At 66.3% G+C, this 15,955-nt stretch carries 16 protein-coding genes; 3 read left to right on the plus strand and 13 right to left on the minus strand.

What is annotated here, in order from left to right; all coding sequences use genetic code 11:
- Positions 1-95: 95 nt before the first annotated feature.
- From A8M77_RS07765 to A8M77_RS07820, 12 genes are read right to left on the minus strand one after another with little or no spacing between them, the layout of a single operon-like run.
- Positions 96-788 carry a transposase gene (locus A8M77_RS07765; protein ID WP_086920978.1) on the minus strand — a complete coding sequence of 231 codons (693 nt, stop codon included), beginning with the start codon at positions 786-788 and terminating at the stop codon, positions 96-98.
- A 1-nt stretch (position 789) separates the two neighbouring features.
- Complete coding sequence (locus A8M77_RS07770) at positions 790-1,656, minus strand: class I SAM-dependent methyltransferase (protein ID WP_086920979.1); 867 nt, start codon at positions 1,654-1,656, stop codon at positions 790-792.
- The gene (locus A8M77_RS07775; protein ID WP_086920980.1) at positions 1,653-2,228 is read right to left on the minus strand and encodes a DUF1415 domain-containing protein; all 576 of its coding nucleotides are present in this window, start codon (positions 2,226-2,228) and stop codon (positions 1,653-1,655) included. The genes A8M77_RS07770 and A8M77_RS07775 overlap by 4 nt, the downstream gene beginning before the upstream one ends.
- The gene (locus A8M77_RS07780; RefSeq protein ID WP_086920981.1) at positions 2,225-3,499 is read right to left on the minus strand and encodes an MFS transporter; all 1,275 of its coding nucleotides are present in this window, start codon (positions 3,497-3,499) and stop codon (positions 2,225-2,227) included. Before A8M77_RS07780 ends, A8M77_RS07775 begins: the two co-directional genes overlap by 4 nt.
- Positions 3,496-4,626: a deoxyguanosinetriphosphate triphosphohydrolase gene (locus tag A8M77_RS07785; protein ID WP_086920982.1), complete on the minus strand. Its 1,131-nt coding sequence runs from the start codon at positions 4,624-4,626 to the stop codon at positions 3,496-3,498. The genes A8M77_RS07780 and A8M77_RS07785 overlap by 4 nt, the downstream gene beginning before the upstream one ends.
- 14 nt (positions 4,627-4,640) lie before the next feature.
- A complete protein-coding gene (gene aroB / locus A8M77_RS07790; RefSeq protein WP_086920983.1) occupies positions 4,641-5,741 on the minus strand; it encodes a 3-dehydroquinate synthase in 1,101 nt (366 codons plus the stop codon).
- A 36-nt stretch (positions 5,742-5,777) separates the two neighbouring features.
- Positions 5,778-6,323 (minus strand): shikimate kinase, encoded by a 546-nt coding sequence (locus tag A8M77_RS07795; RefSeq protein ID WP_086920984.1) that lies wholly within the window; start codon positions 6,321-6,323, stop codon positions 5,778-5,780.
- Positions 6,324-6,348: 25 nt separating this feature from the next.
- Positions 6,349-8,493, minus strand: coding sequence for a type IV pilus secretin PilQ (pilQ, locus tag A8M77_RS07800; RefSeq protein WP_086920985.1), 2,145 nt, complete (start codon positions 8,491-8,493; stop codon positions 6,349-6,351).
- A complete protein-coding gene (locus A8M77_RS07805; protein ID WP_086920986.1) occupies positions 8,490-9,032 on the minus strand; it encodes a pilus assembly protein PilP in 543 nt (180 codons plus the stop codon). The genes pilQ and A8M77_RS07805 overlap by 4 nt, the downstream gene beginning before the upstream one ends.
- Positions 9,029-9,700 carry a type 4a pilus biogenesis protein PilO gene (locus A8M77_RS07810; protein ID WP_086920987.1) on the minus strand — a complete coding sequence of 224 codons (672 nt, stop codon included), beginning with the start codon at positions 9,698-9,700 and terminating at the stop codon, positions 9,029-9,031. The genes A8M77_RS07805 and A8M77_RS07810 overlap by 4 nt, the downstream gene beginning before the upstream one ends.
- 8 nt (positions 9,701-9,708) lie before the next feature.
- Positions 9,709-10,329, minus strand: coding sequence for a PilN domain-containing protein (locus A8M77_RS07815; RefSeq protein WP_086920988.1), 621 nt, complete (start codon positions 10,327-10,329; stop codon positions 9,709-9,711).
- Positions 10,326-11,405 (minus strand): pilus assembly protein PilM, encoded by a 1,080-nt coding sequence (locus A8M77_RS07820; protein ID WP_086920989.1) that lies wholly within the window; start codon positions 11,403-11,405, stop codon positions 10,326-10,328. Before A8M77_RS07820 ends, A8M77_RS07815 begins: the two co-directional genes overlap by 4 nt.
- Positions 11,406-11,647: 242 nt before the next feature.
- Between A8M77_RS07820 and A8M77_RS07825 the strand changes: the two genes are divergently transcribed.
- Positions 11,648-14,059 carry a penicillin-binding protein 1A gene (locus tag A8M77_RS07825; protein ID WP_086920990.1) on the plus strand — a complete coding sequence of 804 codons (2,412 nt, stop codon included), beginning with the start codon at positions 11,648-11,650 and terminating at the stop codon, positions 14,057-14,059.
- Positions 14,060-14,065: 6 nt separating this feature from the next.
- Here the strand turns inward: A8M77_RS07825 and cyaY are convergent, their stop codons facing one another.
- The gene (cyaY, locus tag A8M77_RS07830) at positions 14,066-14,398 is read right to left on the minus strand and encodes an iron donor protein CyaY (RefSeq protein ID WP_086920991.1); all 333 of its coding nucleotides are present in this window, start codon (positions 14,396-14,398) and stop codon (positions 14,066-14,068) included.
- Between the two features lie 12 nt (positions 14,399-14,410).
- On the opposite strand from cyaY, the gene lptM reads away from it, so the two are divergent.
- Together lptM and lysA are read left to right on the plus strand one after the other, a co-directional pair.
- Complete coding sequence (lptM, locus tag A8M77_RS07835; RefSeq protein WP_086920992.1) at positions 14,411-14,668, plus strand: LPS translocon maturation chaperone LptM; 258 nt, start codon at positions 14,411-14,413, stop codon at positions 14,666-14,668.
- Positions 14,665-15,951, plus strand: a complete 1,287-nt coding sequence (gene lysA, locus A8M77_RS07840) for a diaminopimelate decarboxylase (RefSeq protein WP_086920993.1) — start codon at positions 14,665-14,667, stop codon at positions 15,949-15,951. The genes lptM and lysA overlap by 4 nt, the downstream gene beginning before the upstream one ends.
- The last annotated feature ends 4 nt before the right edge of the window (positions 15,952-15,955 follow it).

Here is a 15,955-nt window from a genome sequence, read left to right on the forward strand (position 1 = left end):
GGGGTCAGATTCCAAATAAATGTTGAGTTTTTGACTAGGAATAAAAATAGGGACAGATTAAGTATGCTGATGAACGGTCCGCGAGCGGATGTGGCTCAATCGCGCTGAGACGGGGGACGGCCCGGCCGCGCCCTCAACACGCGGCGTGGCGTGTTCTTCTGAAGGGCATCGATGAAGTCGGAATCGCCGACAGCCCAGCCATGCAGGGTGGCGTCGGTCAGCGCGGCCTGGTCGGCCGATGCCACGCCACCGCGCACCAATTCGGCATAGGCGGCCTCGCGCGCAAAGGGCGTGTTGCCCAGCGACCAGTAGAGGGGGTGTGGCGTCACCAGCCTGTCGTGCCGCAACCCGGCGTAATGCGCATGGCTGGACCACGGATAGTCGCGGGCCTCGGCCGCGATGCCGGCCCGCACCGGGTTCAGGTCGATGTAGGCCATGCACGTCAGCAGGTAGCGGTCCGACTGGATCAGCGTGGACTTGTACCGCCCCTCCCACAAGGTGCCGGTGCGTCCGTGACGGTCGTTGAAGTAGCGCACGTAGCGCCGGCCCACCGCCTGCATCCACAAGGGCAGGCCGTCGGCACTGTCCGGCGTGGCGAGCAGGTGGTAGTGGTTGTCCATCAGCACGTAGGCATGCAGCGCGATGCCCAGGCGCACCGCGTTCTCGCCCAGCAGGCCCAGCAGCATCTCGCGGTCCGCGCTGTCGACGAAGATGGGCTGGCGGTTGTTGCCGCGCTGGATCACGTGGTGCGGCTGGCCGGCCAGCGTGAGGCGAGGCAGGCGTGCCATTTCAGTGCAGGCGGAAGCGCGTTTCCTGCAGGGCGTCGAGGCCGAACTGGGCAAGCAGTTCCTGCAGCCGGGTCGCGGCGCTGGCCTTGCGATGGCCGGTACGGCGCGCAATGATCAGCTCGTTCTTCAGGCTGTGCTCCCAGCCCACCAGTTCAGTCACGGTAACCTGGTAACCGTGTGCCTCCAGATAGAGGCAACGCAGCACGTTGGTGAGCTGACTGCCGATCTCGCGCGTGTGCAGGGGATGGCGCCACAGTTCGGCGAGGGGGGTGCGCGACAACGCCAGCGCCTTGCTCTGGCGCAGGCAACCCGCCACCTCGGCCTGGCAGCAGGGCACGAGCACCATGAAGCGCGCCTGCTTGGCCAGGCCGAAGGCGATGGCATCGTCGGTGGCGGTGTCGCAGGCATGCAGCGCGGTCACGACATCGACCTGCGCCGGCAATTCGGCCGCGTCGGCGGATTCGGCCGCACTGATGTTGAGGAAGGACATGCGCTCGAAGCCCAGCCGCGCCGCCAACGCGCGCGACTTCTCGACCAGCTCCGCGCGCGTCTCGATGCCGTACACATGCCCTCCGCCTCGGGGCTGGAAAAACAGGTCGTAGATGATGAAGCCGAGGTAGGACTTCCCGGCCCCATGGTCGGCGAGCGTGGCTTGGGCGCCCTCCTCCGGCAGCTCGCCGAGCAGCTTCTCGATGAATTGGAAGAGGTGATAGACCTGCTTGAGCTTGCGGCGCGAGTCCTGGTTGAGCCGGCCTTCGCGCGTGAGGATGTGGAGTTCCTTGAGAAGCTCGATCGACTGGCCCGGCCGCAAGATCTCCTGCAGCTCGGCCTCGGCCTTGTACGCCTTGGCGACGGATGCCTTGCTCATGATGCCGCTCCACGCGGGCCGATGTCCAGCGCCGCCCATCCTTCGTGCCCCAGCTGTTCCAGCGTCTGCATGTTGCGCCCGAAGATGGCTTCTGCATCCGGGAAGGCCTCGACGGCACGGCTCACGCTGTCCTCTCGCAGCAGGTGCAGTGTGGGATACGGCGCGCGGTTGGTCGCGTTCGTGATGTCGTCAGCCTCCGTCCCGGCGAACTGGAAGCGCGGGTGGAAGCTGGCCAGTTGGAATTGGCCTTCGAAGCCGGCGCGCGCCAGGCGGCGCTCGGCACGGGCCGTGAAACCGTTGAAGTCCAGAAAGTCGGTCAAGATGTTCGGGGCAATCAGAAGCGTGGTGTCGCGCTCTGCGGCGTTGGAGGCCGCGAGCGCACGGGCTTCGTCCAGCAGCGCGTCGATGAGGCCGCCCTCCTCGTCCTGCTGGTAGACGGCGTAATGGATCTGGCCGCGCGCATGCACGGCCTTGGCGAAGGGACACAGGTTCAGCCCGATCACCGCACGTTCGAGCCAGCGCTGCGTGTCCTGCACCGCCTGTTCGGCCGAAGCTGGGGTCGCACCGCTCATGCTGCCGTCCCCGTGCGGGCCCGCCCCGGCGCCACACGCGCCGCCAGCGCAAGGCCGGCCAGCGAGCAGGCCAGCGTCACGCCCCAGGTCCACTGCCAGCCGCCGGCCCGATGGGCTATCCAGGCCACCACCGGCGGTGCGATGAACTGGCCCAGGGAAGAGGCCTGCTGCATCAGGCCCACCGTTGTCGAGACGGTCGCGGGTCCGGGCGCGAGCCGGACCGAGAGCATGAAGAGGGTCGCCGGAATCATGCCTCCAGCCAGCGAGAACAGGCAGACGGCCAGATAGCGCAACGCCGGCGGCAAGCCCTCCGCGCTGCCCGGACCGATCTGCGCGAAAGCCGCGACGCTACCCAGTGCCATGACGACAAAGCCCCAGCGCAGCAGGCGCTCGGGCGCGACGCCGCGCTGGAGGAACCGGCCTCCGCTGATGTTGCCGACGATGTTCATCGCGGCCGCCAGCGCGGTCAACGCAGCGTTCCAGGCGGCGGGCACGCCGGCATCGGCATAGATCGCGGGGAGGAAGCCGATCACGGCCATCCATTGCGAGGAGTACACCGCGAAGGCCAGCGCCAGCGTCCAGGGACCGGCGGAGCGGGCCGTGTCGAGCAGGCGTGCCGACCAACGCGACGGTGACGGCATCGCCTGCGCAATGCGCAGGCGCCGGTCGCTCGGTACCACCAGCCACACCCAGACCGCCGCCATCGCCGAGACCGCCGATAGCACCCACCACCAGCCCGGCCAGCCACCCCAGGCGATCAGCGCCGGCCCGAGCAGCAGCGCCAAGGCAACGCCCAGCGGCATGTAGGCGCCCCAGAGGCCGAGCGCCTTCTTCTCCACATTCGGCGGCGACAGGGCCCGGATCAGGCCAGGCCCGGGCATCACGGCCAGCAGGAAGCCCACGCCCTCGAGCGCCCGCAGGGCCAGCAGCCAATGAACTGCCCGGGGACCGGAGTGCCCAGCGGCGCCGACCCACCCGCCCAGCACGCTGGCCGCCGTCACCACGACCAAGCCTGCCAGCATGCTGCGCCGCAGCCCGACGGCATCGGCCAGCAGGCCGAACACCATGCCCAGTGTCATGCCGGCCACCTGCACCAGCGCCAGGAGGAAGCCCGCCTCGACCAGCCCGATGCCGAGGGTGGCCTGCAGCGCCGGCACGGCCGGCGGCAACTTGCCCAGGTGCAGGGCCGCGGACACGCCGGCCAGCACCACGGCCAGCGCAGCGCCGGGGACACGGGCTGCAGCGGCCGCCGGAGAAGGAGGCAGGCTCATTCGATCCACCGCCGCCCGGTGAGGCGCTCGTGCTCGCGAATCGCGAAGCGATCCGTCATGCCAGCGATGTAGTCGGCCACCGCGCGCTGGCGGTCGTCGCGCTGCGCAAAAGATGCCGGCATCTGTCCCGGATCCTCGATGTAGGCGGAGAAAAGCTCGCGCACCACCTCCTGCGCCCGGCCGGTGGTCTGCATCACGCGCGGATGCCGGTAGAGGTTGCGGAAAAGAAACTGCTTGAGCTCGGTCGACTGGGCGCGCATCGTGGCGCTGAAGAGCACCAGCGGCGCGGCGCGGCGCACTGCATCTGCATCGACCGGCGCAGCTGTTTCCAGCGCGGCGCGGGTCGCGTCGATCACGTCGTAGACCTGCGCGCTCAGCATGCGGCGGATGGCTTCGTAGAGCACGCGACGGCCCTGCAGCTGCGGGTGCTCGTCCCGCGTCTCGCGCAGGTAGCGGCTGAAGAGCGCGACCTCGTCCAGGCGGTCCAGCTCGATCAGGCCCGAGCGCACGCCATCGTCGATGTCGTGAGCGTTGTAGGCGATCTCGTCGGCCAGGTTGCACAGCTGCGCCTCCAGCCCCGGCTGGGTGCGTTCACAGAAGCGTCGCCCGACGCCCCCCGGCTCGGCGGCCTCCAGTCGCTCGGCGTTGGCGCGCGAGCAATGCTTGAGGATGCCCTCACGGGTCTCGAAGCTCAGGTTCAGCCCGTCGTATTGCGGATAGCGGTGCTCGAGCGCATCCACCACGCGCAGGCTCTGCAGGTTGTGCTCGAAGCCACCGTGCTGCGCCATGCAGGCATCCAGCGCGTCCTGCCCTGCATGGCCGAAGGGTGTATGGCCCAGGTCATGGGCCAGCGCGATGGCCTCCACCAGGTCCTCGTTGAGCCGCAACGCACGCGCGATCGAGCGGCCGAGCTGCGCCACTTCCAGGGAATGGGTAAGGCGGGTGCGGAACAGGTCGCCCTCGTGGTTGAGGAAGACCTGCGTCTTGTAGACCAGACGCCGGAAAGCGGTCGAATGCACGATGCGGTCGCGGTCGCGCTGGAAGTCGTCCCGCGTGGGCGCCGGGGGCTCCGCATGGCGCCGGCCGCGCGACTGTGCCGGATGACTCGCGTAGGGTGCCAGGCTCATTGCCCGATGCCGGGTCAGGCCGCGCAGCCCTGCGCCAGCACCTCGCGCACCATGGCGTCAGGTGCGCTGCGCATGGTGGCCGACCCGGGCTTGTCGATGACCACGAAGCGGATCTCGCCGGCCTCCGACTTCTTGTCGATCCGCATCAGTTCGAGGTAGCGTTCCGCACTCAGCGCGGGGGCCACGACCGGCAGGCCAGCGCGCTCGACAAGCGCCGAGAGCCGCTGCACGAAGGCCTCGTCGACGCCACCCAGCCGTTGCGACAGCCGCGCGGCCAGGACCATGCCGCAGCCGACGGCCTCGCCGTGCAGCCACTCGCCATAACCCAGGCCAGCCTCGATGGCATGGCCGAAGGTATGGCCGAAATTGAGGATCGCGCGCAGGCCGCTCTCGCGCTCGTCCTGCCCCACGACCGCCGCCTTGATCTCGCAGCTGCGCCGCACCGCGCGCGCGAGCGCGGCAGGATCGCGCGCCATCAACGCGTCGATGTTCGCCTCGATCCAGTCGAAGAAGCGCATGTCGTAGATCGGGCCGTACTTGATGATCTCGGCCAGGCCCGCGCTGAGCTCGCGCGCCGGCAGCGTGGACAGCGTGGCGAGGTCGCACAACACGAGGCGCGGCTGGTAGAAGGCGCCGATCATGTTCTTGCCCAGGGGATGGTTGATCGCCGTCTTGCCGCCCACCGAGGAATCGACCTGCGCCAGGAGGGTGGTCGGCACCTGCACGAAGGGCACGCCCCGCATGTAGCTGGCCGCCGCGAAGCCGACCATGTCGCCCACCACGCCGCCGCCGAGCGCAAACAGCACCGTCTTGCGGTCACAGCCGTGGCGCAGCAATGCGTCGAAGATCAGATTCAGCGTCGCCCAGTCCTTGTGCACCTCACCATCGGGCAGCTCCAGCATGTGGACGGCCTGGAAGCGGCAGGCCAGGGTGTCGCGCAGGGCCTGCGCATAGAGCGGCGCCACCGTGGTATTGCTGACGATCAGGGCCGCAGCAGCGGCAGGGACGGCGTCGAAATGGCCCGGCTCGCCGAGCAGGCCGCTGCCGATCAGGATCGGATAGCTGCGCTCGCCAAGCTGGATCTCGACCCGCCCGGGGGAGAGGGACACTGGCATGGCCCCGAGTTTAGGCGCATGCTGCCCGGCCCGGGCTCAGGTCTGCGGATCGCTTCGGGTCCCGGGGGATATCAGACCGGCCAACTCCAGCTGCATCACGATGATGTTCACCAGCATCGCGACGGTGGGCCGGCCGGTTTCGACCACATCGTGCGCTGTTTCGCGGTAGAGCGGGTCGCGCGCGGCATAAAGCTCATGCAGACGGCCCAGCGGGTCGGCGACCTGCAGCAGGGGCCGCTTGACATCGTGTCGCAGCCTCCGGAACAGGTCCTCGGGCGAGGAGCGCAGGTAGATCACGTGGAAGTGCTCGCGCAATTGGAGGCGATTGGCCTCGCGCAACACCGAGCCGCCGCCGGTCGACACGATGCCGTGGGCCGCGGCGGCAAGTTCGGCGATCACCTCTTGCTCAAGGTCACGGAAACTCTGCTCGCCCTCGCGCTCGAAGAAATCGCGGATGGAGCAGCCGATGCGCCGCTCGATCAGGTCGTCGCTGTCGATGAAGGGAAGCTGGAGACGCTGAGCCAGGCGCCGGCCCACCGCCGATTTTCCGGCGCCGGGCAGGCCGACGAGTGCGACCGCCACGCGATGCTGCGAACACCCACGCGCGTCAGCGCGCGGCGTTACGGTCGGTAATCATCTTCGGGGTGATAAAGACGAGCATTTCGGTCTTGTTGGCAACGCGCTCGCGCTTGCGGAACAGTGCCCCCACGTAGGGCACTTCACCCAGCACCGGCACGCGCGATTCGTCGTTGGTTTCGGTGAGCTCGAAGATACCACCGATGACCACGGTGCCGCCGTTTTCGACCAGCACCTCGGTCTGCACATGCTTCGTGTTGATCGCGAAACCGGCGGTCGTTGCCTGACCGACCGTGTCCTTGTTGACGTCCAGCGTCAGGATGATGTTGCCCTCGGGAGTGATCTGCGGCGTCACCTCGAGCTTCAGGTTGGCTTTGCGGAAGGCGATGGAGGTGGCGCCGCTGGAGGTGGCAACCTGATAGGGCAGTTCCGTGCCCTGCTCGATCAGCGCCTTGGTCTGGTCGGCGGTCACGACACGCGGGCTGGACACCACCTTGCCCTTGCCGTCGGCTTCCAGGGCCGAGATCTCGAGGTTCAGCATGCGCGAGAAGCTGGAGTTGAACAGCGAGATGGCGAAGGTGCCCGGCGCATTGCCGTTGCCGGCCACACCAGTCGAGGGCAGGTTGACGAAGTTGGAGTTCGTGAAAGTGGTGAGCGCGCTGGCAGGCGTGGTGGCGGTCGCCGGGGTTACGACCGGAACCGCGCCGATATTGCCGAACACAGGCCGACCGTTGTTCGAGCCCACCGTGCCGCCGGACACGCCGCCACCGAGCCGCACGCCCAGGGATTTGCCGAAGGTATCGGAGGCTTCCACGATGCGCGCCTCGATCAGCACCTGGCGCACCGGCACGTCCAGCTTCTGGATCAGCTCGGCGACCTGTTGCAGGCGCGAGGGAATGTCCGAGACGAAGAGCTGGTTGGTCCGCGATTCGGCGATCACGCTGCCGCGCGGGCTCAGGATGCGGGTCGTGGTGCCCGAACCGCCGCCGCTCGACGTGCCCGAACCGGTCAGGCCCTGGGCAATGGTCACGGCCTTGGTGTAATTCAGCTGGAAGGATTGGGTGCGCAGCGGCTCCAGGTTCTGGATCGCGGCCTGCGCCTCGAACTCGAGCTTTTCCTTGGCGTTGATCTCGTCCTTGGGCGCGATCCACAGCACGCTACCGTTCTTGCGCATGCCCAGGTTCTTGGCCTGCATGATGATGTCGAGCGCCTGGTCCCAGGGCACATCTTTCAGACGCAGAGTCAGCGCACCGGTCACGGAATCCGAGGTCACGATGTTGAAGTTCGTGAAATCGGCGATCACCTGCAGCAGCGAGCGGATCTCGATGTTCTGGAAGTTCAGCGACAGCTTCTCGCCGGTGTAGCCGACACCCTGGGTCAGCTTGGTCGGATCGACCTTGCGCGGACGCACCTCGACCACGAACTGGTTCTCGCTCTGGTAGGCGCTGTGCTCCCAGTCGCCCTTGGGCTCGATGGTCATGCGCACGCGATCACCGGCCTGCTGCGCCGTCACGGTCTGCACGGGCGTGCCGAAATCCGACACGTCGAGGCGGCGGCGCAGGCCTTCCGGCAGGGTGGACTTGGTGAACTCCACCACCAGGTTGCGTCCCTGCTGACGAATGTCCACCCCCACCTGATTGTTTGCGAGGTCAACGACCACGCGGCCGGTGTTGTCCGAACCAAGCCGAAAATCGACATCGCGCAGCGGCAGCATGTCGCGATTGCGGTTCTCGGAAAATGCCTGCGGCGTCGAGGCCACCAAGGCCGCGCCCGGAACGGGTTCGAGCGAAACCAGGAGCGACTTGCCCTGGATCTCGGCCTTGTAGGCAGTCGCTTGCTTCAGGTTCAGAACCAGCCGGGTGCGCTCCCCTGCCTGCACCACGTTGATGGAACGCAGATTGCCCTGGTTGACGTCGATCGCCGAGCGGCCGATGGCGTTGGTCACGCCAGGAAAATCAAGGGCGATGCGCGCCGGCGCCTGGATCGCGAAGCCGGTGGGCGGGGCAGCGAGCGGCTGCGTGAGGTCGATCCGCACGACTTCGGCGCCAGACTGCATTGAGCTCGTGACCGATTCGATCGCGTTCTGAGCATGCGCCACCGCCAGCGCGCCACAGGCGAGCAGGCCGGCACCAACCACGCGCAGCCACTGCGCGAACCTGAAATTCTTGGGTTTCATTTCGACCTCTCTTGCAACTGCAGCGTCGCCACGCGTTCGATCCATTCACCGGCGGCGTCCTGCACGATTTCACGCAAGGCGAGTTCGGTTTCGCTGATTCGGGTAATGCGCCCGTAGTTGAGGCCCAGATAGTTTCCGACCCGGACCTGGTAGAGCAGCTTGTCGACGGTGACCAGCGCCACGGGCTGGCCATTGCGCACCATGCTGCCCACCATGGCCATCGAATCGAGCGGGAAAGCTTCCAGCGATTCCTTGCGACGGGTCAGTTCAGGCGCGATCAGGCCCGAGGTGCTGGGCTGGTTCGAATCGCGGCGCAGGGCCTGCGTGAGCTTTTGCATGTTGAAGGGCTCGAAGGCGCTGGCTTCGGTATAGGCCTGGGGCGTGAACTTCTTCGGCTCGGTGATCGGCGGCACGGTGGGCCGCACCTGCGCCTTCTGCTCGGCCATCCAGCGCTGGAGCTCCTCCTGGTCGGAGCCCATGCAGCCGCTCAGGCCAAGGGCGACGGCGCAGATCCACAATGGGTAAAAGAACCTTCTCATTTCTTCTGCGCCGCTGCTGCAGCGCGCTTCTGCGCCGCCTGCTCTTCTTCATCCAGGTAGCGGAAGGTTCGCGCCGTGGCGTCCATGGTCAGCGCGCCATCCTTGCCCGGGGTGACCGCCAGGTTGTTCAGCGTCACGATGCGCGAGAGATTGGCGACATCCGCAACGAAGGCACCCATATCGTGATAGCGACCCGTTACCTTCACCGCGATCGGCAGTTCGGCGTAGTAGTCCTTGACGACGACCTGGCCCGGACGGAACAGCTCGAACTGGAGGCTGCGGCCGAGCCCAGCCTGGTTGATGTCGGAGAGCAAGGCATCCATCTCGGCCTTGCTCGGCAGTTGCTTCTCGAGCAGCGTCACATACTGCTGGACCTGCTCGCGCTGCTTCTTCAGCAGCTCGAGATTGGCGGCCTGCCCCACCTTCTTCTGGTAGTCGGCCCGGAGCGCGACCTCCTTGGCCCGCTCGGCCTCGAGCTCGTCGTTCGAATTGGTGAGCCACACGAACCACAGGGCCACGAGAACCAGCGCCGTGACCACCGCGCACAGCGCGTAGCGCGGCACTGGCGGCCACACCGAAGGATCGTTCGGGTTCAGGCCACGGAACTGGTCGCCGAAGCGCTGCAGAGCGGCGCTGATGTCGATGTTGGAAGCGCGTTTGGTTGCCATGATGCCGCTCAACCCTTGCCCGCAGCCGATGCCGCCGCACCCGCGCCGGGTGCGGCCTTCTGCGCATCCGTGGGCCGCTTGAGCCCGATGCGCATCGTGAAGTTGGCCACCCGCCGCTGGTCGCGCGGGCTCAGACTGACGTTGCCAGCGGTGATTTCCACCAGTTCCGGCTTGACCAGCCAGGGACTGTTGTTGCCCAGATTTCGCAGCAGCTCCGACACCCGTTCGTTGGACTGCGCCTGGCCCAGCAGCGTGACTGTCTGGTTCTCCTGCTTCATGCTGGTCAGGTAGACGCCGTCGGGCAGTTGCCGCACGAGTTCATTGAGCAGATGCACCGGCATGTTGCGGTCGCCCTGGAGATCTTCTACTGCCTGCTGCCGGGCACGCAGGGCGGCGATCTCGGACTGGAGGGTGGAGATTTCCTTGATCTCGGCTTCCAGTTTCCTGATCTCGGCCTGGAGAAAGCTGTTCTTGGCCTGTTGATCGGCGATCTGGGCCTGGTACCAAAGAAAAGCTGCGCCCGCGATCAGGCAGCCCAGCACCGCCGAGGCGCCCAGTGCGGCATAGAACGTCTCTCGCCGGCGCTTGCGCGCGGCTTCCCGGTGCGGGAGCAGGTTGATCAAGATCACTGCAGGAACCTCCGCATCGCCAGGCCGCACGAGGTCAGGTACGAGGGCGCCTCGCGCCGGACCTTCTTTTCGCGGATGCCACTGCCAATTTCCATGCCGTCGAAAGGATTGACCAGCGAGCAGGCAAAGGAAGTCTGCCGCGTGACGGCGCTGGTCAGCCCCGGAAGTGCGGCCGATCCGCCCGCGAGCAGCACGTAGTCGACCCGGTTGTGCGGTGTGCTGGTGAAGAAGAACTGCAACGCCCTGGCGATTTCCTGGGCGATGCTCGCCACAAAGGGCTTGAGCACGCCGGAACCGTAGTCGTCGGGGAGATCGCCACTGCGCTTCTTCGTTTCGGCCTCTTCCGCGGAAAAGCCGTACTGCCGCACGATCAATTGTGTGAGCTGAGCGCCGCCGAAGGCCTGGTCGCGGTCGTACAGCACCTCCTGGTTGCGCAACACCTGCATGCTGGTCGTGAAGGCGCCCACCTCGAACAGTGCCACCACAGCATCACGGCCCTGACCGGGAAGCTGCTCGATCAAACGCGCCGTCGCGAGCCGCGAGGCATAGGATTCGACGTCGAGAATGACGGCCTTCAGGCCCGCCGCTTCCGCCAAGCCCTGGCGGTCCTGTACTTTTTCCTTGCGCGAGGCGGCAATCAAGACTTCGACGTCACCCACCGTGTTCGCGCTCTGGCCGATGACGCAGAAGTCCAGGCTCACCTCGTCGAGCGAGAACGGGATGTACTGATTGGCCTCCGACTCCACCTGGATCTCGAGCTCCTGCTCGCTCATTCCGCCGGGCAAGACGATCTTCTTCGTGATGACGGCCGACGGCGGCAGAGCCAACGCAGCGTTCTTGGTGCGGCTGCCGCTCTTGCGCACCACGCGCCGGACCGCCTCGGCCACCTCGTCGAACTTCTCGACATTGCCGTCCGTGATCCAGCCCCGCTCCAGCGGTTCGATCGCACAACGCTCAAGAACCAGCTTGCCGCTGGCGTCACGTCCGAGTTCGACCAGCTTGACACTGGACGAGCTGACGTCCAACCCGAGCAGCGGCGCGGGTTGACGGCGAAACAGCGATCCGAGAGCAGCCAAGTTAAATCCCGTTCCGTTTGTAACGATTAGAAATATTTGCGTGTGGGTGCATGCTAGCAGGACGTTTACGGCCAACCAAGCGCGAGAACCTCAAGTCTTGTATCAAGCGTTGTCAAAAGGGAACGTAACAGGCCCGATTCACAACTTACGTCACGAATGCGAGTACTTGGGTTTTATGTCCTCTTCAATGCCCGTCTGGAGGGGGCGCTTTTTATAATTGGCGCTGACTTCAATCTCCCTCCATGCCCGAAAAAACTCGCCCCAACGGGCCCGCCAAGACTCCTCCGCCCCCGACGCGCCCCGTCTGGCTGACCTGGCTGACGCGCCTCGTGCTGTGGGGCCTCGGCCTGGCTGCGGCGGGCGCGGTGGCACTGGCGTGTATCGTGGCCGTGGCGCTGGCAGTGGCGTATCCGAACCTTCCCGACATTTCCGAACTCGCGGACTACAGGCCCAAGCTGCCGTTGCGAGTGTTTTCTTCCGAGGGCATCCTGATCGGCGAGTTCGGCGAGGAGCGCCGCAACCTCACGCCGATCGCGACCATCCCGAAGGTGATGAAGGACGCCGTCCTGGCGGCCGAGGATGCGCGCTTCTACGATCATGGCGGCGTTGACTACAAGGGCCTGCTGCGCGCCGGGCTCGCCAACATGAACCGGGTGAAGAGCCAGGGCGCCTCCACCATCACCATGCAGGTAGCGCGGAATGTCTACCTGAGCTCCGAGAAAACGCTGACCCGCAAGATCTACGAGGTGCTGCTCACCTTCAAGCTCGAGCACCTGCTGACCAAGGACCAGATCTTCGAGATCTATCTCAACCAGATCTACCTGGGCAACCGGGCCTACGGTTTCGCGGCCGCTTCGGAAGCCTATTTCGGCAAGCCGCTCCATGACATTTCCATTGCCCAGGCGGCGATGCTGGCAGGTCTGCCGAAGGCACCGGGCGCGAATAACCCGGTCAACAACCCATCGCGTGCCCGCGGGCGTCAGCTCTATGTGATCGACCGCATGCAAGAGGCCGGTTTCATTACGGCCGAGCAGGCCGCCGACGCGAAGAAGGAGGAACTGCACCTGCGCGACGGCGCGGACCCGACCCGGCTGCACGCCGAGTATGTGGCGGAGACCGTGCGCCAGCTGATGTACGCCCAGTACGGCGACAGCACCTACACCCGTGGCCTGAAGGTTTACACCACGCTGGTGGCAGTCGACCAGGCGGCGGCCTACAAGGCGCTGCGCAAGGGCATCATGGACTTCGAGCGCCGCCAGATCTACCGCGGGCCCGAGAAGTTCGTCGACTTGCCGAACGACGCCAAAGAGCTGGACGAGGCAGTCGACGATGCACTGGCCGAGCACCCGGACAACGGCGACGTGATGTCGGCGGTTGTACTCAAGGCCAGCGCAAAGGAGATCAACGCCATACGCGCCAACGGCGACACCCTGCAGATCACCGGCGAAGGTCTGCGGCCCGCGCAATCGGGACTTTCTGACAAGGCTCCGCCCAATATCAAGATCCGCCGCGGCGCGGTGATCCGCGTTGTGAAGACGCCGAAGAACACCTGGGAAATCACCCAGCTGCCCGAGGTCGAGGGCGCCTTCGTGGCGCTGGATCCGCGCGACGGCGCGGTCAAGGCCATGGTCGGCGGCTTCGATTTCGACAAGAACAAGTTCAACCACGTCACGCAGGCCTGGCGGCAGCCGGGGTCGAGCTTCAAGCCCTTCATCTACTCGGCGGCCCTCGAGAAGGGCTTCACGCCGGGGACGGTGGTCAACGACGGACCACTATTCTTCGACGCCGGCACCACCGGCGGCCAACCCTGGGAGCCCAAGAACTACGACGGCAACTTCGAGGGCCCGATGTCCCTGCGCCGCGCGCTGGCCAAGTCCAAGAACATGGTGTCGATCCGCGTGCTGCAATCCATCGGGACGCGTTACGCGCAGGACTGGATCGGCAACTTCGGCTTTGAGCGCGAGAAGCATCCTGCCTACCTGCCGATGGCACTGGGCGCCGGCGCGGTCACGCCAATGCAGATGGCCACCGCCTACTCCGTGTTCGCGAACGGCGGCTATCGCGTCAATCCCTACCTCGTGACGCGCATCACCGACCACAAGGACAAGGTGCTGGTGGAGACCCAGCCACCATTGCTCAACGAGACCATGCGCGCGATCCCGCAGCGCAACGCCTTCATCATGGACAGCCTGCTGCAGGAAGTGGCGCGCAGCGGCACTGCCGCCAAGGCACAGGCCACGCTGAAGCGGCCCGATCTCTATGGGAAGACCGGCACCACCAACGACTCGCTGGACGCTTGGTTCGCCGGCTTCCAGCCCACGATGGCCGCCGTGGCCTGGATGGGGTACGACACGCCGCGCAAGCTGGGCGACCGCGAGACCGGCGGCGGGCTGAGCCTGCCGATCTGGATCAGCTACATGGAAACCGCGATCAAGGGTGTGCCAGTGACGGAGCTGACCGCCACACCTCCGACCGGCGTGGTCAACGTGGGCGGCGAGTGGTATTACGACGACTACGCGCCGGGTCGCGGTGTGGCCACTCTGGGCGTCGAAGCGGGCCCGACGCCACCGGTGGAGGCGATCTCGGGCGTGCCCATCAGCCCGACGCCGCAGCCGGAAGAGCGCAGCCGCATCCTCGACCTGTTCCGCAACTGACGGCCTTCAGACGGCGGCAAACTGCAGCGGAAGACCGGACTGCGCACTCGCCTCGCGCGAGAGCTGACCGAACAGTTCCTCCCCGCTCTTGGTGTCGACCCACGCCTGACCGTCATGCCGGTAGTGGTAGCCGCCGGAGCGAGCCGCCAGCCAGATCTCGTGCAAAGGTTTCTGCAGATTGACGATCAGCTGGCTGCCGTTGCGGAAGCTGATGGTGATCATGCCGCCCACGCGCTGGTTGTCGATGTCGGCATCGGTCGTGTCGTTGATGCGGTCGCAGTTGCGCTCGATGGCGGCCAGCGCCGCTTCCGCGCAGTCCATGTACTCAGGGTCGGTCATTACAATTTCAGCATGTCGAATGTTCGTCAAATTCTAGTGAGCGCCATTGGCCTCGTGCTCGTCGGGGTCGCGCTCGGTGGCTGTGGGCAGAAGGGTGCGCTCTATCTTCCGACCGAACCGGCCGCCAAGGACCGTGCCACGCTTCCTGAACTGCTGCTGCCCAACTCGAACGGCAAAGACGCGGCGGCGGGTGGCACGGGTGCGACTCCCGCACAGCGCCCCGCTGATGCAAACGGCACCTCGGCACCAAAAAGCGAAGGAACGAAGTGAGCGACGAGACTCAACGCCTTCCTGGCCACCCACATATCGCCTACCGGGACGGCACGCTCCACGTGGAGGGTGTGGCGCTGCCAGCCCTCGCGCAGGAGCACGGCACGCCGCTGTTCGTCTACTCCAAGCAATGGATGCTGGATGCCCTGGCTGCCTACCAGCGCGGTTTCGAGGGCCGCGACGCCCTGGTCTGCTATGCGATCAAGGCCAACTCCTCGCTCGGCGTGCTGCGCGTCTTCGCCGAGGCGGGCTGCGGCTTCGACATCGTTTCCGGCGGCGAGCTCGCACGCGTGCTCGCGGCAGGCGCCGATCCGGCCAAGGTGATCTTCTCCGGCGTCGGCAAGACGCGGGCCGAGATGCGCCAGGCACTGGCCGCGGGCATCGCCTGCTTCAACGTGGAAAGCGAGGCCGAGATCGACGTGCTGAACGCGGTCGCGCTCGAGGAAGGGTGCCGCGCTGCCATCAGCGTGCGCATCAACCCCAACGTCGACCCGAAGACCCATCCCTACATCTCCACCGGCCTCAAGGGCAACAAGTTCGGCATCGCGCACGACCGCGCCGTGGCCATCTACCAGCATGCGGCTTCGCTCGAGGGCCTGCAGGTGGTGGGCATCGACTGCCACATCGGTTCGCAGATCACCGAGGCCGCGCCCTACCTCGAGGCGCTGGAGCGCGTGCTCGACCTGGTCGAAGCCATCGAAAAGGCCGGCATCCCGCTGCATCACCTGGACTTCGGTGGCGGCCTGGGCATTGACTACAACGGTGACACGCCGCCCGCGGCCGATGCGCTCTGGCAGCAGTTGCTGGCGCGCCTCGATGCTCGCGGTTTCGGCCGGCGGCGCCTGATCGTCGAGCCGGGCCGTTCGCTGGTCGGCAATGCGGGCCTGTGCGTGACGGAGGTGCTCTACACCAAGCCGGGCGAAGCCAAGAACTTCTGCATCGTCGATGCGGCGATGAACGACCTGCCGCGACCTGCGATGTACCAAGCCTTCCATCGGATCGTGCCATTGGCGCCACGCCAGGAAGGCCAGGCCGTGACCTACGACGTGGTCGGCCCGGTCTGCGAGAGCGGCGACTGGCTGGGCCGCGACCGCGCATTGGACGTGCAGGCCGGCGATCTGCTGGCGGTGCTCTCGGCCGGCGCCTATTCGATGGCGATGGCGAGCAACTACAACACCCGCGGCCGCGCAGCCGAGTTGTTGGTCAGCGGCGAACGCGCCGGCCTGATCCGCCGCCGCGAGACCATCGAGGACCAACTGCGCAGCGAGCGTCTCGGCGACTGATCGC

Origin of the sequence: Variovorax sp. JS1663 (assembly GCF_002157355.1) — a bacterium.
Taxonomy (GTDB): Bacteria; Pseudomonadota; Gammaproteobacteria; order Burkholderiales; family Burkholderiaceae_C; genus Variovorax.